Origin of the sequence: Planotetraspora mira (assembly GCF_016863275.1) — a bacterium.
Classification (GTDB): Bacteria; Actinomycetota; Actinomycetes; order Streptosporangiales; family Streptosporangiaceae; genus Planotetraspora; species Planotetraspora mira.
The window spans coordinates 75,710-98,242 of record NZ_BOOO01000042.1; the positions used below are offsets into that span (position 1 = coordinate 75,710).

A 22,533-nucleotide genomic window follows, 5' to 3' on the forward strand; every position below is an offset into this window, starting at 1 on the left:
GGCAGTATCTCCGGAAATGCCGTTAATGCTGGATGGAGACGTGCCGTGACCGTTGCGACCGCCGTGGTTGCCCGCCGTCTGCTTGCCGGCATTCTCGTGCTCGTCGGTGCGACGAGTTGCACCACCACCACCGGCGGTGGTGGGACCGCGGGTGCGATTCCGACTCCGCGCACCACCGCCGACCTGGCGCTCCCGCTGGATGCCTACGATCTGCCCGCGGCCGACCGCGAGGTCGTCGACAAGGCCAGATTCCTGATGCTCGCCGACTGCACCCGGAAGTTCGGCGTGGAGCTGAAGACTCACCCCATCCCCGCCCGGCCGAGGCACAAGAACGCCGACTATCTCGACTGGCAGGCGGACCTCCAGGTGGAGAAGTACGGCTATGCGGGTCCGCCCGAGCAACTCATGGAGAGCGCCGGGTACACCGGATACTCCGTGTCCGATGAGCAGATGGTCGTCCTGCGTGGAAGAAGGCGGACATTCCACGGTAAGGCCCTGCCCCCAGGCGGCTGCACCGGCAGGACGGAAGCGCTTCTTGATCAGGGCTCGCTGGAACTCCTCGGAGGCAAGGCGGCGCAGCTTGGTGAGGAGCAGGCCCTCTTCATGCTGGCCGACGACGCGGCTCAGGACGCGTACACCGATCGGCGTATCCGGGATGCCGAGCGGGTGTGGAGCGACTGCATGCTGGACGCGGGCTTCGACTACCCGGACCCCGTGGCCGCCGCCGGAGATCCGAGATGGGGCGACAACGCGGCGACTGATCAGTTTCCCAAGCCTCGGGGAACCCGCGCGGAGATCGCGACGGCCGGCGCCGATGAGGAGTGCAGGATGGACACGAACTACTACGGCGTACGGCAGGCGGCATACCGCGATAGCCAGCACAGGATCATCCTGAAGAATCAGGCTCGGCTGGACCGGATAAAGATCATCAATCAGGCGCAGATCAAGAACGCGCGCAAGTTCCTGGCGGGCGAACTCGCGGTGGCCTGGTAGCCGCCGGGATCACGATCAGCCTTGCGCGGTGGGGCGGACGATGAGTTCGTTGACGTCGACATCGCCGGGCTGGGCGATCGCGTAGCCGATGGCGTCCGCGACGGCGGAGGCCGGGATGGCGAGTTCCAGCGACGCGGCCCGCGCGGCGGCCTGTGCCTCCGGGTCGCCGCCGCGGTCGGTGAGTTCCGAGTGGGTGAAGCCCGGGCTCACGACCGTCACGCGGATGTCCCGGCTCTCCTGGCGCAATCCCTCGGACAGCGCCAGGACGGCGTACTTGGTGGCGCAGTAGACGGCCGCCGTGGGGTCGATCCGGTGGGCCGAGGTCGAGGCGACGTTCACGATGTGGCCGGCACCTCGTGACCGCATGTGCGGCAGAACGGCCGCGATGCCGTGCAGGGTGCCGCGCAGGTTCACGTCGATCATCTGGTTCCACTCGTCGACGCGCAGGGCGTCGACCCTCGACAGCGGCATCACGCCCGCGTTGTTGACGAGCACGTCGATGCGACCGAGTCGACCATGAGCGGCCTCCGCGAAGGCGCGCACGCTGTCGAGGCTCGTCACGTCGAGTTCCCGGTGGTCGGCCCGGCCGCCCGCTGCGCGGATCTCGCCGGCGAGCGCCGCGAGCCGGTCCACGCGTCGCGCCCCGAGGACGACGTGGTGGCCGTCCGCGGCCAGGCGGCGGGCGGTCGCCTCACCGATGCCGCTGCTGGCTCCGGTGATGAGAACGATCTTGCTGTCGATGGCCGACGGGCTGCTCATGAGAACTCCTGGAAGACGCCGAAGTCGCGGCAGAGGCGCCGCGGGACCCAGCGTGCGGCCGTTGTCGCGCCGGGAGAAGGCCGTGTCTTCCTGGGTGCGGCACTCCCAGGTAGTCGCGGCCTTCCGTGCTCGCGGGCGGCCAAGCACGATGGGAGCAGGCCGGCGCCCACGAGGTCTGAGCCTTGAGGATCAGGTCCGGCTCACGTCGCTCGCCTGCAGGGAACTCAGGTGGGCGAGGGCGCCGCGGCTTCCGGGCTCCGGCGTGCCGACGAGCAACTGCTGACCGGGGGCGTCGCGGACGTCGAAGGTTTGGTACGTCAATTCGACCCGGCCCACCTCGGGGTGGACGAAGACCTTGAACATGCGGGTGAGTCCGCTGACGGTCTGGTCGAGCCACAAGGCTCGGAACTCGGGCGAACTCCGCAGGAACTCCTCGACGAGCGCATGGATCTCCGGATCATCCGGATACCGGCCCGCGTTGAGGCGCAGGGCGTGGACGACGTTCTCCGCGAGGGTCGGCCATTCGACGAACACGGTTCGCGCCTGCGGATGCTGGAACAGCACCCTGACCATGTTGGTCATGCCGGAGAAGGGGGACAGCAGGGCGGCGGCGACGGAGTTGGCGGCGAGCACGTCGAACGCCGGGCTCAGCACGTACGCGGCCGCGGAGGGAAAGGAGTCCAGCAGTTGGAGCAGGGCCGGGTGGACCAGGTCTCGTGAGGTGCCCGGTGCCGGGCTAGGGTTCAGCCCGGCGAGCCGGAAGACGTGGCCGCGGGCGTCGGCGTCGAGCCTGAGCGCCCGGCCGATCGCGTCCAGGACCTGTGCGGACGGGTTGCGCTCCCGTCCCTGTTCCAGCCGGGCGTAGTAGTCGATGCTCACTCCGGCGAGCACGGCCACCTCCTCGCGACGAAGCCCGGTGACTCTGCGGTCGCCGCCCCCCGGCAGGCCGACATCCGCGGGCTCAAGGCGTCCGCGATGGGCCCGGAGGAACTCCCCGAGCTTGTTCGTGGTCACGGCCGGCACGCTGACCAGCGTACTTCCATGGTTTTCGGGGTCACGCCCGACGAAGGCGGGAAGGTCTCGATCTTCATTGCGGCGGCCCGTGCCATCGGGCATGATCGGCCAGGACGACGGAGGAATGCCCCCATGCGTCTTTCCGAGAAGCGTTGGATCAAGCTCGCCCGGCAGAGCAACCACCATGGTGAACAGGCCGCGCGGCTCTATCTCAGCGGGTACTACGAGATCGCGATGAAAGCGGCCGACCGGGCGATCAGGGCAGCGAGCAAGCTTCACAAGAGCGACAGGGGCGACCGCGACGTCGTCGAGGTCCTTGCGGATCATCTGCGCAACCGCGCCGAGACCCAGTCGTCGTGGGTGCGGACGCCGGACGTGTGGAACACGGCCTCCGCGAGACGCCTGATCAAGGGAGGGATCGCGGATGCGACCCGGGCCTTGAGCCTGTTCGAGAAACTGGTGGCGGCGCCGGGCGCACCGTTTCCCGTGCGACCGGCGGAGGTACGCCTGACCTTGAGTGAACTGCACCAAATGGCCGGCGACCTCACCAGGGCCAGGGAACTGGCGGAGTCCGCCATCGCGGATTACCGGCGGCACTGTGACACCGATGATCGCGACACTCTGCTCAAATTCGCGCGAGCCTTGTCTCGATACGCCGACGTCGTGACCGCAGCCGACGCGACCGACGACGCCCTGGCGGCCCGGCGCCGATCCATCGAGCTCTCCCGGCCCGATGCGGGGCAGGACGGGTGGTTGTGGACCACACGATTCGACCGCCATCTGATCTGGTTGAGTTCCCAGACCCTGGAACGGTTCTGCCTGACCGCATCCCTGTTCGCGGCACAACTCGGCCCTGCCGACTCCGCCGCGGCGGAGGCGTTGCTCGCACTCCAGGACGCCGCCGAGGGCTACGCGGGCCTCATCGAGCCCACCTTGTTGCCCAGCGACCCGTTCCGGGGTGCGTCGAATGCGCTGGAGCGCCAGGCTGACCGGCTGAACGCGGTCGATGAGCCGGAACTGGCCGAGGCATATCTGACCGCGAGGGCGGCCCTGGGCACCCCCCGCCGGCACGAGGTGGTCACCCGACTCCGGGCCCCGCTCGAAAAGGTCGTCGAACGCCTGGTCGCAGAGCAGGGAACGCATCAGTGACCAGGCGTCCGGACGAAGCGTCAATCCGCTGAACCGCCGACACCGACCGGCTGGACGTCCAGGCCGGGTACGGCTCGGCGGCGCCGCATGGTCCGTGACGGCCACCAGCTCGCCTCGCCGAGCAGCGTCATGATCGACGGCAGGATCATCGTCCGTACGACGAAGGCGTCCAGCGACACCGCGACGGCGAGGCCGAAGCCCATCTGCTTCATCTCGACGAGCGAGAGGAAGACGAAGGCGGCGAACACCGACACCATGACGACCGCGGCACTGGTGATCACACCGGCGGAGCCGCTGATGCCCTCGATCACCGCCTCACGGGTCGGCAGGCCCCGCAGAGCGGACTCCCTGATCCGGCTGATCACGAACACCTGGTAGTCCATCGACAACCCGAACAGGATGACGAACAGGAACAACGGCACCCGGGACCCGATGAATCCGGTGGAGGTGAAGTCGAGCAGGCCCTCGGCCCACGAGTACTGGAAGACCAGGACCAGCAGCCCGAAGGCGGCCCCGGCTGACAGCAGATTCAAAATCACTCCGAGAAGGCCGATCACCACCGAACGGAACGCCGCGACCGTCACGAGGAAGGTCACCAGCAGCAGGAACCCGATCACCCAGGGGAGCTTCTCGTTCTGGTGCGTGAGATAGTCGGCGTCTCTGGCGACGTCCCCGCTCACGGCGGCCTCGGCTCCGGTCAGCCTGCCGACCGTGGCCGGGATGTATTCGGACCGCAGCCGCTGGAGCGACTGTTGCGCCTGATCAGATCCCGCAGGGAACGGCACCGCCAGTTCGAGGGTGCTGACGCGCCTGTCCGGGGAGGTCTTCGGATCGGCGACCGGATCTCCGGCGAATCGTGGATCGGCCGCCACACGTCGCGCGAGATCCTTCAACGCGGTGACGACCTCGCCGGAGTGTGCCGGGTCGGCGCGGACCGCGACCAGATGTGTCACGTTCAGATCCGGGAAGGCCGCGGTCAGCCGGTCCCAGGTCCGCACTGCCGGGATCTTCCGTGAGAACGTGTCGGTGCCCGGCACGTTCAGCCTCAAGGCCAGGGCGGGCAGCGCGAGCGCCGACATCACCGCCGTGGCCGCAAGCAGTGTGGCGAGGGGGTGCCGCGTCGCCGGCCGCGACATCGCCGCCCACACCCGTCCGGCGTCCTTGCGCCCGGAACGCGGATGTACGGCCCGGCGGGCCCGGCGGCGGTCGATCCGGTTGCCGACCTTGGCCAGGATGGCCGGCAGGACGGTCAGCGAGCTGATCATGGCCACCAGGACGGCGATTATCGTGCCGGTGGCCAAGGAGGAGAAGATGACGTCGGTGGCCAGATAGAGACAGGCCGTCGAGACGATCACCGCCAGACCTGACACCACGATCGCCCGTCCCGAGGTGGCCGCGGCAAGCTCGACCACGGCCGACGGGCTGACGCGGCCTCCGGCACGCGCACGCTCCTCCCTCTCCCGTTTGAGATAGAAGAGCGAATAGTCGACGCCGACCGCCATGCCGATCAGAAGGATCACGCTGTTGCCCACACCCGCGTCTGGCAGCGCGTGTGAGGCGATCGCCGCCAACCCCATGGATGCGGCGATCGAGGATAGTGCCAGCAACAACGGCACACCGGCTGCCAGCACCGACCCGAAGACGAGCAGCAGAACCGCCAGCGTCACCGGCAGCGTGATCACTTCGGAGAGGAAGAGGTCATCCGCGCGCTGCTTGTCCAGGCCTTGGCTCATCGAAGGCCGGCCGGTCTCCGTGATGAGCAGGCCCGGGTTGGCCGCCTGCACCGCCGCGGTCTGCTCGATCAACGGGCCGATGTGCCGCTTGGCGGCCAGTTCCTCGCCCTTCATGACGATCGTGACCATCACGAGCGCGCCGTCCTCGGAGCGGACCGGGGCTTCCACCCGATCCACCTCGGGAAGGGCGCGCATCCGGCTCGTCAGATCGCGAACGGCGCGGTCCGCCGCCAGGTCGTCCACAGGACCGGACGGGGACCCGATGAGGACACGCTCCGTCGGCCGGCGCGCCAGGTGGCCCTCCGCCGCGATCGCCTCTGCGCGGCCTGCTTCCCCCACCCGGTAGTCCGCGCTTGTGGCGCTGTGGGTTCCGGCCAGCGAGCCCGTGCCCAGGCATAGCACCACGAACACGAACCACGCGGCGATCGCCCGCCATGGATGAGTCGCACTCCAACCGGCCACCCGTACGGTGAGTGGCAGCCTTTTCCGGTATGCCGTCATCAGGCCGCACCCCCACATCGGCCCGATCGCGACAGCACGGACGCAGCGGGAACCTGGGCCGAGCGGCTGGGATGCCGGGAGATCGCCAGAGCGGATGCACGAGGGGATTTGCGTGCGAGCAGCATGAGCTGCTCTCCTTTCCTTGGATGTTCGTGCGGTTCAAGGCACGCCGTAACGGCGTGGTCGCGCGACTTCTGTTTCCCGGGGTGGCGAGTTGCCGCTCGCCACCCTGGGCCTTCATCGAGTGAATTCAGCTCACGGGCCGCAGATGGCTCATCCGACGCTTCGCAGGAGTTGTTCGACGGCGGCGAGCCGCGACGTCAGCTCGGCGAGCTGAGCGTGTAGTCGCTCCTGGTTCTGACCTGACTGTTCGGCTAGCTCCTGGTATCTCGCCATCACGGCCGCATCCGCACGATGCTGGAGAAACCGGAAGTAGTAGATGAGGCCTACTACGACTACGGCGAACACGCCGAAGAGTGCCGCGACGGGAACGATGATGTTCTTCATCTCGGAGTCTCCTGCACGTCTTTGAGCCCTTCTTCTTCATCTGCTCGGAGTGCGGCGAGGACCACGTCCTCTGTCAGGTGGAGATCGAACGGCACCAGCTCGAAATACTTCATCGCCTTGCCGTCCGACGCCAGTTCCAGGTCTCCGGTGACCAGCCCGGCCTTCTCCAGGCGCTCCAGATGGAGGTAGAGAAGGGGGCGGGATATGCCGAGCCGCCGGGCCAGTTCGCTGACGTGGACCCGGCCTTCGGACAGCCCGGCGATGATCCGTAGCCGCTGCGGATGGCCGATGGCGGCGAGCACGGCCAGCAGCTCCTCACTGGTCAGAATCCTGTTCCTGTCGTCTCGATATTCCACCTGTAAGTTCAGACTGACAGGTGGATCCGTCGGCGTCAACGCCCAGAACGGCGGGCAGGCGGTGGTCTGGGGATGACGCCACTGGAGTCGGGCGCGCCACGTTTCGTGTTAACGATCACATCGCGGGCATTCGATTCACCTGCTGGGGCGGGAATGCGACGTCGCGGAGATCGTCGGTGCGGGTGCGCTGATCGCCTTCCCGCCACCGGTTGCCCACCGGCCTGACGCAAAGTTTTGCCTGGCTGTGGGACGTTATATCCGAATTGTGCGGTTTCTTTATCTAGCGGGAGGTGAGCAATTCACGTTCGGGGGGGTGATGATGCCGGCCTGGTACCGACCATCGTTCCGGGCGCGAAGGACGGCGGGGACCGGTGCCTTCGCGGCTTTGCTGTGCATCGGAGTCAGCCTGCTCTTCCTCCTGTTCGCAGGTAACAAGGAGGCCGACGGCGCCCAGACTCGGGTCACCTCGGCCTGGGACCGCGTCGTTCCCCTCATCCGAGAAGGCCCTCTCCCGTCCGTGCTGACGCAGGGCAGTGTCGAGGCGATTCAGGTCGTGGACTCACAGGGGCGGGTCGTCGCGGCGACCCCGCAACTCGTGGGCAAGCCGCGGATGGCCACCTTCCACTCGAGCAAAGGCAACGTGCGCGCCACACAGGTGTTGTGCCCTCCGCAGGGACTGTCGGACGGATGCGTGACCGTCGTCGCCTACAAGGTCTATCAGCCGGACGGGTTCTGGGTCCTCTACATAGCGGTTCCCGTGGTCCTCTGGTACGGGACCACCACGGCGCTGCTGTTGGCGATCGGCATGTCGGTGCTGGTGACGGCGATGATCAGCGCCTGGGTGTTCCGTGATCTCACCAAGGCCATGGCCCCGGTGAACGCCATCCGGGCGGAACTGGCGGAGATCACCGCCACCGACCTCGACCGCCGGGTCCCTGTGCCCAGGAAGTACGAAGAGATCAAGTTCCTGGCCGAAACGGTGAACGACACCCTGGACCGCCTTGAAGGCGCCTACCAGCAGCTACGCCAATTCACCTCGGACGCCTCCCACGACCTGCGCAGCCCCATCACCGCCATGCGGGCGCAACTGGAGGAGGCGCTCATGTACCCGAACCACACCGACTGGCCCAAGATGACCGCGGCGGTGCTCGTCGGGGTGGAACGGCTTCAAGCGATCGTGACCGACCTGCTGACCCTCGCTCGACTGGACGCGCGGGCCCCCCTCAGCCGCAAGCCGACCAATCTGGGCCGGTTGGTCGGCGAGGAACTGGGCCGCCGGACCTACCGGACCGAGATCGTCAAGAATCTACGGCAGGACGTCTCCGTCTACTGCGACCGGCTGCGGATCACCCGGGTGTTGGTCAACCTGCTCGACAACGCCGAGCGTCACGCCGGCTCACGGGTCACCGTCAGCGTCGGGGCCGAGGATTCCACGGCGATATTGGAGGTCGCCGACGACGGCGCGGGGATCGCCCCCGAACACAGGGAGATGGTCTTCGACCGCTTCACCCGGCTGGACGCCTCCCGCGACAGGGACGCAGGGGGGACCGGGCTGGGGCTGGCGATCGCACGGGAGATCGCCGAAGCACACGGGGGCACCCTGACCATCCAGGACAGTGAACGAGGGGCTCGTTTCGTCATGCGACTCCCCAGGTGCGCCTCCTCTTCGGCCGCTGACCCACGTGGCCCCGCGGGGGCGATCCCGAAGGCGAGACACGCGGACTGAGCGCGGGCGTGGGCTGCAAATCACCCTCGCCCACCTCGCTCCGACCGGGAAGTCGATCGGCATCTGACCCGACAGTTGGCCGCCGACTCCTACGGCGTTCAGCTCACCGCGGCCGTCGCCCTCGCTGGCGCTGCGACGGATCGGGCTCGCCCCGTAGTTCTGAACCTGCCTCAAACGCTGAGCCGGCGCTGGTATCGCACGCCGGCACGCCCCTCGAGGGTGATGTCCCCGACAAGAGTGAACCCATTACGTTCGAGCACGGTCCGGGAGGCCGGGTTGTCGAGGGTGGTGACCGCGGTGAGCGCGGTGAGCCGGTATGCCGAGGCGGCCAGGAGGCACACTTCCCCGACCGCGGCCGTCGCCACGCCCCGGCCTCCTGCGTGTTCGCTGATCCGGTAGCCGAGCTCAGCCGACCCTTCCTCGACGTCAACGATATTGATCCGGCCGATCAGGTTCCCCTGGTCGTCCACGATGACATGGAAGTGGCACAGACCGGCGTCCTGCTCGGCGAGCAGGGCGCGGTGGCGTGAGGCGAACTCTAAGAAGTACGCGTTGCCGCGATCCGGCACGGACCGCGCGAAGTACTGCCGGTTCTCCCGCTCGAAAGCCAGGAGAGCAGGTACGTGGTCATCCCGGAGTCGCTCCAGCCTCAGCATGCTCGACAGCCTATTGACCGACGGGGGCGTAGGTCGCGCCGGTTTGTCAGCACCGACAAATAAAGCATCCTTGACAGGATTATTTGTCGGAGATAGCCTGCGATCACGCGGCCGCCAAGGTCGGCCTGCCCTGGCAGAAGGTCAACTGCCATCCCGGCGACACAACCCCCGAGGAGCGAGTCCCGTGCGCATCGTGATCACTGAGTTCATGAGCTTGGACGGCGTCGTGCAGGCGCCAGGAGGGCCGGACGAGGACAGGGACGGCGGCTTCGCCCACGGCGGATGGTCGCACCCGTTCTTCGATCTGGATGTGGTGGGTGGCGCCTTCGACGACGCGCTGAGCAAGGCCGAGGCGCTGCTGTTCGGGCGCCGCACGTGGCAGACGATGGCCGCGGCGTGGCCTGAGCAAGCGGACGACCCGTTCGCCGACCGGATGAACGCCATCCCGAAGTACGTCGTGTCCGAGACGCTGGGCGATGCCGACCTGACGTGGAACAACACCACACGCATCCCCGGTGACGAGGCCGTCGCCCGCCTCCGGGAACTGCACAAGACCGACGGCGGCGACCTGGTTGTCATGGGGAGCCCCACGCTCGTCCGCACCCTCCTGGGCGAGGGCCTGGTCGACGAACTCCGGCTCATGATCATGCCGGTGATCCTCGGCGGGGGTAAGACGATCTTCCCCGGCGAGGGCACGCTGCGCACGCTCGAACTGGTCTCGACGGTGATCAGCGACGCGGGTGTGCACGTGTGCACCTACCAGCCGGTCGCCGAAAGATAGGCCTGGGTCGACCTCGAGGTCAGGGCTGTTCCGGTGCTCGCGGGACGAGTAGTCCACGGTTGAACGCCTCGGTGACGGCGGCCGCGCGGTCGCTGACACCGAGCTTGGCGTAGATGTTCAGCATGTGGGATTTGATCGTGGCCTCGGTGATGAACAGCTTGGCCGCCGCCTCCCGGTTCGTCGCCCCGGCCGCCACCAGTTGGAGGACTTCGAGTTCCCGCTGGCTGAGCGGCCCCGGGACGGCGGAGCGTACCCGGCTCATCAGCAGGGCCGCCGCCGACGGCGCGAGAACCGCCTCGCCCCGAGCAGTCGCCCGGACCGCCCGCAGGAGTTCGTCACGGGGAGCGTCCTTGAGCAGGTAGCCGGTGGCGCCCGCCTCAATCGCGGGCAGCACGTGGCTGTCGGTGTCATACGTGGTCAGCACGAGCACGCGCGCGCCGCTCCCGCGCCCGGCCAGTTCCCTTGTCGCGCTCACCCCGTCCATGCCGGGCATCCGCAGATCCATCAGGATCACGTCCGGCCGCAGGGCCTCGGCGAGCCGGACCGCCTCGGCCCCATCGGAGGCCTCACCGATCACCTCGAACCCCGGTTCGCGCGCGAACATGCTGCTCAAGCCGTCCCTGACCACGGGATGATCGTCGGCGATCAGCAGCCTGATCACGGGAACGGCGTTCACGCGGAGACCTCCACCGGTTCGGCGGGGACGCAGGCCGAGATTCCCGTGCCGGCGCCCGGCTCCGACTCGACCTGCAGCGTCCCGGACAGGCCCTCGATCCGCTGCCGCATCGCGACCAGGCCGAACCCGCCGCGATCCACGTGCAGACCGTCGGCGGCACTGTCACCGAGCCGGGCCGGATCGAAGCCGCCGCCGTCGTCGCGCACGTCCAGGGCCACCTCGTGCTCCATGTACGACAGCGTCACTCCCACCCTCGTCGCCCGTGCGTGCTTGGCCACGTTGGCCAACGCCTCCTGTGCGGTCCTGAGCAGCGCGACCTCCGCCTCCGGCCGCATCGGCCGTGCCGTACCGGTCGTCGTGACCTGCACCGGGATCTCGTGCAGCGACGACCAGTGGCCGGCCACCTTCGCCAGCGCGTCGCTCAGCCGTGCCGTCCGCAGCGGCTCGGGCCGGAGCGCGTGCACCGACCGGCGAGCCTCGGACAGGCTCTCCCTGGCCAGTCTGATCGCGGCTTGGATGTGCCGGCGCAATCCTGCTGGATCGTCGACGGCGTGCTCGGCCGCCTGCAGTTGGGTGACGATGCCGGTGAGCCCCTGCGCCAGAGTGTCGTGGATCTCCCGCGCCATCCGCTGCCGCTCGTCGTGCACGCCGGCCTCCCTCGCCTGCGCCAGCAGTTGTTCGTGCAGGACCGCGTTCTCCGCCAGCGTCGCCTCCAGCCTGCGGTTCGCCTCGCGCGCCTCTGCGAGCGCCTGCTCGCGCTCGTCGTTCTGCTGGGCGCTTCGCCTGGCGAACCAGGCGAAGCCGCACAGGGGGATCACGTTCGCGGCCATGATGACGACCCACATGGTCACGCCGAAGAGTGAGGTCTTCTCCACGCCGTACGCCTGCGCCGTGCCTGACACCATCGCCACCGCGGCGACGCCGACCGGCTCCCACGGCCAGCGCAGGACCCCGAACGCGTAGATGTACCCGGCGGGTGTGAAGAAACCGAACCACGGGTCCCTGGCCACCAGGACCGCCATGATCGTGATCAGTACGGTGAAGAACACCGCCATCACCCGCGTGCGCTCCCGCCAGGCGGGATGCAGCGTGAAGACCCACAACATCCACGCCGCGGCCAGCGCGCACAGAGCCAGGTCGATGAGAAGGGACGCGCCCGCCGACCGTTTGGCGACCACCGTGACGACGACCAGGATCGCCAGCAAGGCGTACGGAAGGACGGTTGCCGGGACGGGCCAGCGACGCACCGGACCGCTCATCCGCGTCCTCCTGTGCGACTCATGTTCATATCGGACAAATCTAGCTGTATTGGGGCGTCTTATCTGGTGGCGAACAACGAGCGCAGGTGCCTGCCGTTCACGATCGCGACGACGCCCACAAGGAGCAGTCCGCAGACGGTCTGCTCGATCCTCATCCACATCGGCAGGAATCCCGGGAGCGCGACGAGGACCGCGACGGCCACCACCATGGCGCCCGAGGCGATCCGCAACCGCAGATACGCCCGGCGACGACCGCGGGTGGTGCCCGTCGCGAAGGCGAGCATCAGCAGGGAGCTGAGGGCGACGATCACGCCGCGCACCCAGACCGTGTCGGTCACCAATCCGGCGTCGTCACGGAGCAGGTAGACGGCCACGAGGGTGAGCACACTGATGGCGACGTAGCCGCTGACGAGGAGCTTCACCGAGCGGAACGCCGTCAGGCTGCGGGGGTGGTTCAGGGCTTCGTCGGAGATCTGGGCGGGAAGCGAAATGGGGGTGTTCATTGCGAGCCTTCCTTCTCTGGTCGGCTTCAAGCGTCGCAATGTCACACCAGGTCACGCATCGCCCGATCTCCTGAGGGCGCGGCTGAACCGGCGGCCCAACCGGACGGCTGAGCCGATCCACCGATCGGCTGACCCGAGCTCAGGGTCCGGTCACTCCCGACCGAGGCTGGAGCTAGTCGAGCCAGATCACGATCCCGGTCAGGTCGTTGAGGACGGCCGCGACGCCCGACCTGATGGCGGCCGCGCAACGCTCGGCCGTGAACGACTCGGGGTCGTACGTCGAGGACATGCCGAGCCCTTCGCCGCGGAACGACGCGCCGGACCAGTCGACCGCCGTGACGTTGTGGGTGGGCTCGGCCAACTCCGCGCCCACGACGAGGAACTGCTGAGACAGGTGGTTCGCGGTGACCAGCGCGAGGGGGTCGATGAGGTCGTTGCCCGCACTGACGATGAGGTCGGGGCCCATCGCGAGAGCCTTGGTGATGCCGGTGACGAGGTTGGCCGGGTCGGCGACCACCGTTCTGAGGTCGACGTCCTCGTCCTCGGCCCAGCCCTTCACCGCCGTCACGAGGGCCTTGGTCGGGCGGTCGTCCCCTGCGGTGAGAAGCACCACGCGGTAGTCCTCCGACGGGCGGACCTCGGTCCAGGAGCCGGGCCGCGGCGTGACGGTCGACTCCGGGACGGGCGTGACGGAGGGGTCGATGAACCCCGTGCCGAGAGCGCCGACGGGGGTGGGCTTGGAGTGCGGTCGTGACCAGTCGCCGCCGGATCCGCATCCGGTGATCAGAGTTGCGGCCGCGGCCAGCGTGGCGACGGCCCGAAGCAGCGGGCGCAAGGCGATCGTCCTCCGAGTGATGGCGGATGGTGCGCCTACATCCTCCTATCCCAGGTCATGCCGCCTTCCATCCTCAGGAGCCGTTCAGGAATTTGTTTTTCCGCAGTTCGTCGGCGGTCTGGCTCTCATTCACCCGTGACGTGCAACGTGCACTGGCAACGTAAGGAGCCACATGTCACAGCGGGTGCGCCGCACCGTCGTCGGGATCGTCATCGCGATCACAGCGGCGGTGATCGCCTTATTGAGCGCCGGCCCGGCGCTCGCCCACGGGTTCACGTCGACCGTGTACGTCAACGTCGCCGCGGGCGACGACGGTCACGTACGGACGACGCTGGAACTCGAGTACGACCTCTTCGTCGTGTCAGCCGCCGACTACGAGAAGGACGATCCCCTCTTCGAGTCGGGAACCGCCGCGTTCGACGCCCAGGACACCGAAGGACAGGCCGCCGCGCTCAACGCCCACACGCAGTCGGCCGTCAAGTACGTCGCCGATCGTTTCTCCATCGCCTCGGGCGGCAGGGCCTGCACACCGGCGCAGGTCGGCGACTTCACGATGACCTCTCGGGAGGGCGTGCCGTACACCCGTCTGCTGCTCGACTGGGTCTGTCCCGAGCGGGGCGACGATCACGAGGTGCGCAGCGGGCTGTTCCCCGACGCCGAGACCTACGTCAAAGGCACCAAGACGATCCTCACCTACGAACTCGACGGACGCTCGGGCAGCGCCGCGCTCGACGCCGCGCACCCGTCCTTCTCCACCGCTCAGGCGTGGTACGAGCGGTTCTGGGAGTTCTTCCGCCTGGGCACCGAGCACCTGCTGACCGGGATCGACCACATCCTGTTCCTGCTGGCGCTCATCGCCGGGTCGCGGCGCCTGCGTGAGATCGTGCTCGCGGCCACGAGCTTCACCCTGGCGCATTCGGTGACGTTCATGCTCGCCGCCCTCGGGCTGGTCGACGTCCCCGCGAGTGTCGTGGAGCCCGTCATCGCACTGTCGATCGCCGCGGTCGCCTGCTGGCACCTGTGGCGGATCTGGCGGCGCGGCGGCCACGCCACCGACCTTGAGACGACAGGACGCGGCCACTTCAGTCTGGATCGTGCGGGGTGGACCCGCCTCGGTGTCGTGTTCTGCTTCGGCCTCGTGCACGGCCTGGGCTTCGCGGGCGCGCTGGGGATCAACGAGGCCTGGTCGTGGACCCTGCTGTGGTCCTTGCTGGTGTTCAACGTCGGCATCGAGACCGTGCAGCTGGCGATCATCGCCGTCGTCTTCCCCTTGCTGGCCGTGCTTCGTCACCGTTCGCCGAGGGCCGGCCTCTGGGCTACAGGCGTGATTTCTGCGGGCGTGTCCGTTATGGGGCTGGTCTGGTTTGTGCAACGGGTGTTCGGGTTGTGACCTCTCAGGTTCTTGGGAGGTTCAGCTGACCTGCTAGATCGCATTAACGGTCGGTTTACCTGGAGACGACAAGTTGATGGGCGATTCTCTCCACCCATCGGCAGAAGGAACACAACACCGATGACATCGAGCAACTCCGCACAGGCCCCCGGCCTTGTGCGGCGCCGCGTGGCCGCAGGGGCCACGGCGGCATTCCTGGGCCTGGGTGTGGCCGTCGTCGGCAGCATGGCGACCCCCGCCAGCGCCGCCGAGTCCGCCACGTACACCGGGATCATCCTCGGCGTGGGCTCCAACGAGGCCCAGCGCACCGTGACCTGGTACTCCTCGGCCGACAACGCGCAGAAGGTCCAGCTCGCCCCGACCGCGCAGGTCGTCAACGGCGAGTTCCCGACCGACGCCGCCAGCTTCGACGCCACCGGCGCGGCGAACATCGCCACCAGCGGTGGCTTCAACCGCCACGCGACGATCACCAACCTGAAGGAGGACACGGCGTACTCCTACCGTGTCGGCTCCGAGGGCAACTGGTCTCCGGCGTACTCCTTCAAGACGCAGGACTTCGAGGGCAACTACGACTTCCTGTTCTTCGGCGACCCGCAGATCGGCTCGTCCGGCGACGCGGTGAAGGACGGGGCCGGCTTCGCGGACACCCTGGACGTCGCGCTGGCGGCCAACCCGAACGCCGAGCTTCTGGTGTCGGGCGGCGACCAGGTCGAGACGGCCAACACCGAGACCCAGTGGAACGCCTTCCTCACGTCCGACAAGCTCCGCCAGTACCCGTGGGCCGCCACCATCGGCAACCACGACGTCGGCGGCAAGGCCTACGAGCAGCACTTCACCACCCCGAACACGGACCGCACGGCCCCGTACTACGACAACGGGAACCCGGCGGGAACCAAGTCGGGCGGTGACTACTGGTACATCTACAAGGATGTGCTGTTCATCGACCTCAACAGCAACAGCTACAACTCCGCGAACGGCGGCGGCGACGCGGCGCACATCGGCTTCGTCACCGACGTCATCAACAAGCACGGCGACGAGGCGAAGTGGAAGGTGCTCACCTACCACCACGCGATCTACTCGCCGGCCGACCACGCCAAGGACAGCGACAACAAGGTCCGGCGTGTCGACTTCCCGACCACCTTCTCGAAGCTCGGCGTGGACCTGGTCCTGCAGGGCCACGACCACAGCTACTCCCGTAGCTACCTGATCAAGAACGGCGAGAAGGCGAACCCGGACGAGCAGCCCGGTGCCGCCGACGTCTACGCCGGTCCCGGCGGCGTCCTCTACGTGACGGGCAACTCGGCTTCGGGTTCGAAGTACTACGACATCACGAAGCCGGACAGCAGTGGCACGAGCGGCGCCGGCAACGGTGCCGACCCGCTGGACCCGAACCGCTACTGGTACAACTCGGTTCAGAACCAGGAGCACGTCCGCACCTACGTCAAGGTGCAGGTGCGCAACGACAAGCTCGTCGTCGAGAACGTCCGGAGCGGCACCTGTGCGGCCCCGAACGCGGCGGTCGAGAAGGGCCTCTCGTGCACCAACACCGCTGAGGGCCAGCCCGTCGGCTCGCTCGTCGACAAGGTCACGGTTCACCCGTACAACGGTGACGGCCAGGCCCTTCAGGTCAACGTGCCGAACGTCGCTCCGGGTGAGTTCGGCTGGACGATCGACGGCTACAACGGCCTCGTCGACCTCGGCACCGCCAAGGAGAGCAACGGCGACCACTTCGAGGCGTCGGGCAAGATCAACCCGATCCTCGTGTCGGACAGCCGCCGCTCGCTCGCTCCGTGGTCGATCTCGGCCAACGTCAGCGACTTCAAGGACGCCGACAAGACGTTCTCCGGCTCCAACCTCGGTTGGACGCCGTACGTCCTCGACGGCGGCGCGGGCGCCACGGCCGCCAAGCCGGTTGCCTCCGGTTACGACGACCACGGTCAGGGCCTGTCCGTCTCGCGCGGCCTCGGTTCGGCCGAGCAGGGTCACCCCCGCGGTACGGCCAAGCTGGGCGCCGACCTGGATCTGAAGATCCCGGACAGCGTCACCAAGGGTGGTTACCGCGCCACGCTGACGGTCACTGCGCTGAGCAGCTGATCGCACTCGTTTGACCTGGCGGGGTAGGCGCCTTCGGGCGGCCTACCCCGCCTCTCGTTCCAGACTCACCACAGATCGTCCGAGGACTCCGAGATGCCCGTTACGCGCCGGAAGACCACCATCGCCGCCCTTGTCCGTACCGCCGTCCTGGCCATGCTCACCGCCCTCGCGGTCGCCGGCCTGGGTGCTGGCCCCGCTCTGGCGGACGACGGCAACGTCACCTGGACGGTCAGGACGGTCTCGAACAACTACGGCGCCGACCGATCCAGCTACAGCTATGCCGTCAACCCCGGTGGCCAGGTCAAGGACGCCATGGTCGTGGCAAACAAGAGCAAGTCCCCGCTCAAACTCGGCGTCTACGCCGCCGACGGTTTCACGACCGACACGGGTCAACTCGACCTGCTCACCAAGGACAAGAAATCCGCCGCGATCGGTGCCTGGCTCCACGCCGGCCGCGACAGCGTCACGATCCAGCCCGGCAAGTCCGTCGAGATTCCCTTCACGGTCACCGTGCCGGACAACGCCACGCCCGGCGACTACGTGGGCGGCATCCTCACCTCCCTGACGCAGGCCGACGAGGCCGAGGGCATCAACGTGGATCGGCGCCTCGGCATCCGGGTCAAGCTGCGGGTCAGCGGCGAGCTCAAGCCGATCCTCGCGATCGAGAACCTCTCCATGGATTACTCGGGCTCATTCAGCCCGTTCGCCACGGGTGACGCCACCGTCACCTACACGATCCACAACACCGGCAACGCCGTGTTGTCCGCCCAGCAGGCGGTGTCGGTCTCGGGCCCGTTCGGGTGGCTGCAGGCCGATGCCGGCAAGATCGCCGCACCCCCGGAACTGCTCCCCGGTGAGAGCTGGAAGGTGACGGTGCCCGTCCACGGTGCGGCACCCGCGGTCAGGCTGGGCGCGACCGCGACCATCACGCCCCTGCTCACCGACGCGTCGGGGTCCATCACCGCGCTCAAGCCGGTCCAGGTGACGGCGGGCGGCTGGGCCGTCCCGTGGACGTTGTCGCTGATGGTCGTCGTCCTCATCGCGGTCATCGTCGCGGCCTTCCTTCTCTCGCGCCGCGGCCGCGTACGGCGCAAGCTGCGTGAGGACGCCCGCGTACGGGACGCCGTCGAGCAGGCGCTCCGCGAGCAGGAGACGCAGGCGCGCTGACCGCCCGCCTGCGGTGCGGAGCCGACCGCGACGATCGCCGTCGCCTTCACCGCACCGGGCGGACCTGCTCCGCGAGAGCCTCGGCGGAGATCGGCCGGATCGTCTCCCCGGCCGCGAGGAGGGCGGTCTCCTCGGCGCCGTAGCTCTCAAGCTCCACCAACGCACCACCGCTGTGGGTGAACACCGCGATCCGGCCTTGCGATCCGTGGCGGATCCACCGGTCCCGTGAGGCCTCGCGGCAGGACCCGCTCCCGTCTTCCCACGGCTCCGGCGTCGCGCACGCCTCCGCGGCGGTCGCGACCGAGCCCCGGTGAACGGTCACCTGGAAGCCCAGGCGCCATTCGCCCACTGTCTCCGCGCTGTCGCGCCGGTAGTCCAGCATGATCACCGGCTCGCCCGGCTGACCGAGGATCGGCGCCTCGACCGCGAAGAGCCTGTGCCCGGAGACGTCGGGCGCGACCAGGGGCACTCCGAGCCGTTCGAAGCCGCGTGCCAGATGCCAGCGCCGGGCGGGCTCCTCCAAGGCAACGGCCGGCACACAGACGCCGGCGAGCGCGCCCAGCGTCGCGATCCCGGACCACCACCGTCGCGTTGCGGCCAGTGCCCCGGCAGCGATGGCGAACCCGGCCACCGCGGCCAGCAGGTGCACCCCACCGAGCAGCGAGCGCTCGAAGCCGTAGTCGGTGGTCTGGGGCATGATCCTCCACAGAGCATGGCCCAGGGCCAGCGCGGCGACCCCGCCGGCGAACACGACGAGGGGCCGGCGGCGCAACCGGACCAGAGCCGCCGCGACCGCGCCGACCAGGAAGACCGCCGCCGTCATCCCGAGAGAGTAGGGACCTCGCACGCCCGAATGTCCGTCCCATCGGGCGCTCGTCGCCCACATGGCGGCCTGCACCGCGCCGACCATCAGCCCGGCCAGCGCACCTCTGCCCGTCTCCCTCATACGTCATCAGGCCGATGCGGTCGGGTCCCCCACATGGCCGATGAACAACGGCGTCGACGTGGGCCGATGCATGATCGCGAATGCGAAGGGATGGTCGGCGCGGACCTCGATGTCCTGACGGACCCGAGCGGATACGGCGAACGCCAGCCCGGTGACCGCGGCGGCCTCGGTCCCCCACTCGTCCACAGTGATGTTCGCGCGGTGGACCGCCTGGCTGATGACAAGGTCGTCGGCGATGCCGGAGAAGTCGGCATCGTCGAAGACCGCGTTCAGCCCCAGCTTCTTCAGCGCCGCCTTCAGGTCGAGGTCGGTGCCGAAGTCCCAGCCGGGGAGGGAAAGGTCGACACCGGTCGTCGTCAGCCCGGCGGCCACCTGCCGTAGGGCGTCCGGCTTGAGCAGCTCGGCAGGGGACGCACCGCTCTGGGGTACGAGCACCCACATGGCCAGGTCGCTCTTGGCGTACGGCAGTTCGACGGCCTGCCAGCCCGAGCCGGAGGCGTACCTCAGGTCGGAGCTCTGACGCATCAGCCTCGTCCGCACCGTGGATCCGTCGGCCCTGGTGAACGTGGCGTTCTCCTCTGGCTGGTCGGTGAACCCCTGCTCCCACTCCGCCTTGAGGTAGACGGCGTTGGCGATGACCAGCCGGGTCGCCGCGTCCAGCCGCTCGAACAGCTTCTTGATACGTCCCGCGGTCTGCTCGTCGACCCACGCGTTGATGACGCCGGCGGCATCCTCGCCGAAGTCGACGGTGCGCACACCGGCGCCGTACTGGGAGGCGAGCGTACGAAGGAACTCCTGTTTGACGGGCATGCCCTGCTGTGTGAACAGCCCGTTGGCGATCCCGACCACGGGTGCACTCGGCTCGCTGCTCTGCGCGTCCCTCACGGCCTTGCGGTCAGGTGCCGGCGGCGGACCGTCGACCGTGACGATCTGCCTGCTCAGCGCGTTGAACGCGGCGTGCGGTCCCGCAGCGGGGAAACCGAAGACCTTGTCCAGCTCCGACGCGGTGGCGCCGGCGGCTCCCGCCCTGGCCATGCCGAACGCGTACGCGATGCTCAGCGGCGAGATCACCGTGTTGGCCGTCGTATTCGCCGTCGTCTCGTACAAGGCATGGCCGAAGGCGGTCAGCCCCCGCACGACCTCGGCGAGGGGCGCGTTCTTCGGAACCTCACGGCTCACGCCTTCGACCGTCAGCACCCGCGAATCACCTCCGACACCTCCACAGGCCGCCGCGGCGGCCGCGAGCAGGGAAACCGCCAAGAATTCCCGCCGTAGTATCCGGCCCGGCACATCGATGGGCATAGTCATCTGACGTACCTGCGTGAAAGAAGGTTCACGACTCACGGACAGAGGTCGCGCGCGCCCGCCGCCGACGTGATGCGATGCTCAGGAGTTCCTGGGCGGAGCCGGTCAGCCGTCGGCCCTTCGGCCATACCGCGTGCAGGCGCCGGTGCAGTTCCACTCCGGCTACCGGGACCTCCAGCAGTCGCCCGTCGGCGAGTTCCTCCCGCACGGTGATCACGCTGAGTACCGCCGGTCCGACACCCGCGACCACGGCGGCGCGTATCGCCGCGTTCGCGTCCAGCACCATCAGCGGCCGCGCCGGCTCCACGTCGATACCGGTGAGGATGCGCTCCAGGGTCTCCCGGGTGCCTGATCCCGGCTCGCGGACGATGAGCGGCGTACGGGCGAGTTCGGCAGGCTCGACCGGCAGGCGTCGCCGCGCCCAGGGATGGTTCGGCGCGACCACGACGACCAGCCGGTCGGCGCCCACCTGGCGCGAGCTGAGCCCGGGCGGAACCGCCGGCGCTTCAATGAAGCCCATGCCGATCTCACCGCGGCCGGCCATCGCCGCCGCCTGTTCGGAGTTGGTCACCTTGAGACTGACGCGGACGTCCGGCGACCGCTGCCGCAGAGCGCCGATCCACCGCGGGAGGAAGTGCTCGGCCAGCGTCATGCTGGAGGCCACCCGCAGGTCGTCGTCCCGGTCGGCGCGTAGCGCGGCCACACCGGCCATCAGCGATTCCATCTCCGCCAGCACCCGTTCGGACCACTGGCAGACCGCCTTGCCCTCCGTGGTGAGCACCGAACCACGGCTGCCCCGGTCCACGAGGGCAAGCCGCAGCCGCCGCTCCAGCATGGCCAGGCGCTTGCTGGCGGCGGGCTGGCTGATCCCCATCCGCTCGGCGGCCTGCCCGAGACTGCCCAACTCCGCGACGAGGGTCAACAGCAGGAGGCTCTCGAAATCCGGCGGCGTCCCACCCATAACTGCAGGTTATTACCTCATTCCGGATTGACGGCTACCGGCCTCGAGCATCCCTGGCCAGGATCGTGGCGATGGCCTGCCGGCGGCTCCGCGCCACGCATCCGGCCCCCTTCGGCGGCCACTTCCTGCCCTGCTGGATCATTCAGAGAAAGCGAGTGCGACATGTCCCATCACCTCGATTCGCCGATCGCTCGCCAGGACCCGCGCTTGGACATCACCGATCTCTATGTCTTCCGGGGCGAGCGCGGCACCGTTTTCGTCACGAACCACAGTCACTCGCTCGCCGGCGACGACATTCCCCGGGGCCTGCACCCGGAGGGCACGTACGAGTTCAAGATCGATGCGAACGGTGACGCCGTCGAGGACCTGACCTACCGCTTCACCTTCGGCGAGCGCGACGGGCAGGGAACGCAGACGTACCAGGTGCGGCGCCTGGCCGGCCCCGAGGCGCCCGAGGCCTTCACCGCCGGAACGTTGATCGCCCAGGGCCGTACCGGTGAGACCGTGGAGCTTGACGGTGGCGGCCGGGTGTGGGTCGGCGAGGCCGGTGACCCGTTCTGGATCGAGCCGGACGTCCTGCACGCGGTCGGCAGGGCGTTCCAGGAAGGGACCACGATCGACCTTTCCGGCTGGAACCCCGAGAAGGCGAAGAACGCGTTCGCCGGGCACACGGTCTACTCCATCGTGCTGGAGATCGCCGACGAGGAACTGCTGCCGGTGGCCGGCCCGGACCGCGCACTGGGGGTGTGGGGCCTGGCCTCCCTCGCCACCGACGCAGGAGGCCGGCGCCCGATCAACCGGGCCGGCCTACCCATGATCCATCCACTGTTCACCCAGCTCAACGAGGACCTCGGCGACTGGCTGAACACCAACCGGCCGGCCGAGGACATGGAGATCCACGGCGAGACGGTGGCCGACATGGTGGCCGGCGTGGTGCGGGCGTACGGCACCGCCGAGAACCCGGAGGCCTACGCGCGGACCGTCGTCGGAAGGATCTTCCCCAACGTGCTGCCCTACACCGTCGGCACCCCTGCCTCCTTCGGGTTCGCCGGATGGAACGGCCGCTCGCTCACCGACAACGCACCGGACGTCATGTTCTCCTTCGCCGGCAACACCCCGGTCACCCTCGGCATCACCAAGGAGTCGGTCACGGCCAAGCCGACGCGGAACTTCCCCTACCTGCCACCCGCACTCTGACGGCGGTTCTGAGGAGGTGTGACAT

21 protein-coding genes are annotated in these 22,533 nt (G+C 68.4%); 8 read left to right on the plus strand and 13 right to left on the minus strand.

Annotation, left to right across the window (positions count from 1 at the left end; all coding sequences use genetic code 11):
- The first annotated feature begins 45 nt into the window (after positions 1–45).
- Positions 46–993 (plus strand): hypothetical protein, encoded by a 948-nt coding sequence (locus Pmi06nite_RS35645; protein ID WP_203957609.1) that lies wholly within the window; start codon positions 46–48, stop codon positions 991–993.
- A 15-nt stretch (positions 994–1,008) separates the two neighbouring features.
- Here Pmi06nite_RS35645 and Pmi06nite_RS35650 read toward each other — a convergent pair whose 3' ends face one another.
- Both Pmi06nite_RS35650 and Pmi06nite_RS35655 read right to left on the minus strand, forming a co-directional pair.
- Positions 1,009–1,752 carry an SDR family oxidoreductase gene (locus tag Pmi06nite_RS35650; protein WP_203957610.1) on the minus strand — a complete coding sequence of 248 codons (744 nt, stop codon included), beginning with the start codon at positions 1,750–1,752 and terminating at the stop codon, positions 1,009–1,011.
- 189 nt (positions 1,753–1,941) lie between these two features.
- Positions 1,942–2,766, minus strand: coding sequence for a helix-turn-helix transcriptional regulator (locus Pmi06nite_RS35655; RefSeq protein ID WP_203957611.1), 825 nt, complete (start codon positions 2,764–2,766; stop codon positions 1,942–1,944).
- A 132-nt stretch (positions 2,767–2,898) separates the two neighbouring features.
- On the opposite strand from Pmi06nite_RS35655, the gene Pmi06nite_RS35660 reads away from it, so the two are divergent.
- Complete coding sequence (locus Pmi06nite_RS35660; protein ID WP_203957612.1) at positions 2,899–3,915, plus strand: hypothetical protein; 1,017 nt, start codon at positions 2,899–2,901, stop codon at positions 3,913–3,915.
- 20 nt (positions 3,916–3,935) lie between these two features.
- Here Pmi06nite_RS35660 and Pmi06nite_RS35665 read toward each other — a convergent pair whose 3' ends face one another.
- The 3 genes from Pmi06nite_RS35665 to Pmi06nite_RS35675 form a co-directional block, all read right to left on the minus strand.
- Positions 3,936–6,149, minus strand: a complete 2,214-nt coding sequence (locus tag Pmi06nite_RS35665) for an MMPL family transporter (RefSeq protein WP_203957613.1) — start codon at positions 6,147–6,149, stop codon at positions 3,936–3,938.
- Positions 6,150–6,422: 273 nt separating this feature from the next.
- Positions 6,423–6,656: a hypothetical protein gene (locus Pmi06nite_RS35670; protein ID WP_203957614.1), complete on the minus strand. Its 234-nt coding sequence runs from the start codon at positions 6,654–6,656 to the stop codon at positions 6,423–6,425.
- Positions 6,653–7,012, minus strand: coding sequence for an ArsR/SmtB family transcription factor (locus Pmi06nite_RS35675; protein WP_239114429.1), 360 nt, complete (start codon positions 7,010–7,012; stop codon positions 6,653–6,655). The genes Pmi06nite_RS35670 and Pmi06nite_RS35675 overlap by 4 nt, the downstream gene beginning before the upstream one ends.
- 385 nt (positions 7,013–7,397) lie before the next feature.
- Between Pmi06nite_RS35675 and Pmi06nite_RS35680 the strand changes: the two genes are divergently transcribed.
- Positions 7,398–8,738, plus strand: a complete 1,341-nt coding sequence (locus tag Pmi06nite_RS35680) for a sensor histidine kinase (RefSeq protein ID WP_203957615.1) — start codon at positions 7,398–7,400, stop codon at positions 8,736–8,738.
- 170 nt (positions 8,739–8,908) lie between these two features.
- Here the strand turns inward: Pmi06nite_RS35680 and Pmi06nite_RS35685 are convergent, their stop codons facing one another.
- Positions 8,909–9,394, minus strand: a complete 486-nt coding sequence (locus Pmi06nite_RS35685) for a GNAT family N-acetyltransferase (RefSeq protein WP_203957616.1) — start codon at positions 9,392–9,394, stop codon at positions 8,909–8,911.
- Positions 9,395–9,578: 184 nt separating this feature from the next.
- Here Pmi06nite_RS35685 and Pmi06nite_RS35690 point away from each other — a divergent pair, with 184 nt between their 5' ends.
- The gene (locus Pmi06nite_RS35690) at positions 9,579–10,175 is read left to right on the plus strand and encodes a dihydrofolate reductase family protein (RefSeq protein WP_203957617.1); all 597 of its coding nucleotides are present in this window, start codon (positions 9,579–9,581) and stop codon (positions 10,173–10,175) included.
- A gap of 19 nt (positions 10,176–10,194) precedes the next feature.
- Here Pmi06nite_RS35690 and Pmi06nite_RS35695 read toward each other — a convergent pair whose 3' ends face one another.
- From Pmi06nite_RS35695 to Pmi06nite_RS35710, 4 genes are all read right to left on the minus strand, one after another.
- Complete coding sequence (locus tag Pmi06nite_RS35695) at positions 10,195–10,851, minus strand: response regulator transcription factor (RefSeq protein ID WP_275409638.1); 657 nt, start codon at positions 10,849–10,851, stop codon at positions 10,195–10,197.
- Positions 10,848–12,110: a sensor histidine kinase gene (locus tag Pmi06nite_RS35700; protein ID WP_203957618.1), complete on the minus strand. Its 1,263-nt coding sequence runs from the start codon at positions 12,108–12,110 to the stop codon at positions 10,848–10,850. The genes Pmi06nite_RS35695 and Pmi06nite_RS35700 overlap by 4 nt, the downstream gene beginning before the upstream one ends.
- A 59-nt stretch (positions 12,111–12,169) precedes the next feature.
- Complete coding sequence (locus Pmi06nite_RS35705; protein WP_203957619.1) at positions 12,170–12,613, minus strand: hypothetical protein; 444 nt, start codon at positions 12,611–12,613, stop codon at positions 12,170–12,172.
- A 172-nt stretch (positions 12,614–12,785) separates the two neighbouring features.
- On the minus strand, positions 12,786–13,448 hold the full coding sequence (locus Pmi06nite_RS35710; RefSeq protein ID WP_203957620.1) for a type 1 periplasmic-binding domain-containing protein: 663 nt from the start codon (positions 13,446–13,448) through the stop codon (positions 12,786–12,788).
- A 172-nt stretch (positions 13,449–13,620) separates the two neighbouring features.
- Here Pmi06nite_RS35710 and Pmi06nite_RS35715 point away from each other — a divergent pair, with 172 nt between their 5' ends.
- The 3 genes from Pmi06nite_RS35715 to Pmi06nite_RS35725 all read left to right on the plus strand — a co-directional run bounded on the left by Pmi06nite_RS35715 (position 13,621) and on the right by Pmi06nite_RS35725 (position 18,099).
- Entirely contained in the window at positions 13,621–14,838 is a 1,218-nt protein-coding gene (locus tag Pmi06nite_RS35715) for a HupE/UreJ family protein (RefSeq protein ID WP_203957621.1), read from the plus strand.
- 120 nt (positions 14,839–14,958) lie between these two features.
- Positions 14,959–16,932, plus strand: coding sequence for a purple acid phosphatase family protein (locus Pmi06nite_RS35720; RefSeq protein ID WP_203957622.1), 1,974 nt, complete (start codon positions 14,959–14,961; stop codon positions 16,930–16,932).
- Between the two features lie 93 nt (positions 16,933–17,025).
- A complete protein-coding gene (locus Pmi06nite_RS35725) occupies positions 17,026–18,099 on the plus strand; it encodes a WxL protein peptidoglycan domain-containing protein (protein WP_203957623.1) in 1,074 nt (357 codons plus the stop codon).
- Positions 18,100–18,145: 46 nt separating this feature from the next.
- On the opposite strand, the gene Pmi06nite_RS35730 is transcribed toward Pmi06nite_RS35725, so the two are convergent.
- From Pmi06nite_RS35730 to Pmi06nite_RS35740, 3 genes are all read right to left on the minus strand, one after another.
- The gene (locus Pmi06nite_RS35730) at positions 18,146–19,045 is read right to left on the minus strand and encodes a hypothetical protein (protein WP_203957624.1); all 900 of its coding nucleotides are present in this window, start codon (positions 19,043–19,045) and stop codon (positions 18,146–18,148) included.
- A gap of 6 nt (positions 19,046–19,051) precedes the next feature.
- Positions 19,052–20,224: a serpin family protein gene (locus tag Pmi06nite_RS35735; protein ID WP_203957625.1), complete on the minus strand. Its 1,173-nt coding sequence runs from the start codon at positions 20,222–20,224 to the stop codon at positions 19,052–19,054.
- 154 nt (positions 20,225–20,378) lie between these two features.
- Positions 20,379–21,311, minus strand: a complete 933-nt coding sequence (locus tag Pmi06nite_RS35740; RefSeq protein WP_203957626.1) for a LysR family transcriptional regulator — start codon at positions 21,309–21,311, stop codon at positions 20,379–20,381.
- 162 nt (positions 21,312–21,473) lie between these two features.
- Here Pmi06nite_RS35740 and Pmi06nite_RS35745 point away from each other — a divergent pair, with 162 nt between their 5' ends.
- Positions 21,474–22,508: a DUF4331 family protein gene (locus Pmi06nite_RS35745; protein ID WP_203957627.1), complete on the plus strand. Its 1,035-nt coding sequence runs from the start codon at positions 21,474–21,476 to the stop codon at positions 22,506–22,508.
- The last annotated feature ends 25 nt before the right edge of the window (positions 22,509–22,533 follow it).

Excerpts from the sequence above, each read along its gene's own strand:
- Pmi06nite_RS35650 (WP_203957610.1), bottom strand. The coding sequence starts at position 1,752 with ATGAGCAGCCCGTCGGCCATCGACAGCAAGATCGTTCTCATCACCGGA.
- Pmi06nite_RS35660 (WP_203957612.1), top strand. The coding sequence starts at position 2,899 with ATGCGTCTTTCCGAGAAGCGTTGGATCAAGCTCGCCCGGCAGAGCAAC.
- Pmi06nite_RS35665 (WP_203957613.1), bottom strand. The coding sequence starts at position 6,149 with ATGACGGCATACCGGAAAAGGCTGCCACTCACCGTACGGGTGGCCGGT.
- Pmi06nite_RS35670 (WP_203957614.1), bottom strand. The coding sequence starts at position 6,656 with ATGAAGAACATCATCGTTCCCGTCGCGGCACTCTTCGGCGTGTTCGCC.
- Pmi06nite_RS35685 (WP_203957616.1), bottom strand. The coding sequence starts at position 9,394 with ATGCTGAGGCTGGAGCGACTCCGGGATGACCACGTACCTGCTCTCCTG.
- Pmi06nite_RS35700 (WP_203957618.1), bottom strand. The coding sequence starts at position 12,110 with ATGAGCGGTCCGGTGCGTCGCTGGCCCGTCCCGGCAACCGTCCTTCCG.
- Pmi06nite_RS35705 (WP_203957619.1), bottom strand. The coding sequence starts at position 12,613 with ATGAACACCCCCATTTCGCTTCCCGCCCAGATCTCCGACGAAGCCCTG.
- Pmi06nite_RS35715 (WP_203957621.1), top strand. The coding sequence starts at position 13,621 with ATGTCACAGCGGGTGCGCCGCACCGTCGTCGGGATCGTCATCGCGATC.
- Pmi06nite_RS35720 (WP_203957622.1), top strand. The coding sequence starts at position 14,959 with ATGACATCGAGCAACTCCGCACAGGCCCCCGGCCTTGTGCGGCGCCGC.
- Pmi06nite_RS35725 (WP_203957623.1), top strand. The coding sequence starts at position 17,026 with ATGCCCGTTACGCGCCGGAAGACCACCATCGCCGCCCTTGTCCGTACC.
- Pmi06nite_RS35730 (WP_203957624.1), bottom strand. The coding sequence starts at position 19,045 with ATGAGGGAGACGGGCAGAGGTGCGCTGGCCGGGCTGATGGTCGGCGCG.
- Pmi06nite_RS35740 (WP_203957626.1), bottom strand. The coding sequence starts at position 21,311 with ATGGGTGGGACGCCGCCGGATTTCGAGAGCCTCCTGCTGTTGACCCTC.
- Pmi06nite_RS35745 (WP_203957627.1), top strand. The coding sequence starts at position 21,474 with ATGTCCCATCACCTCGATTCGCCGATCGCTCGCCAGGACCCGCGCTTG.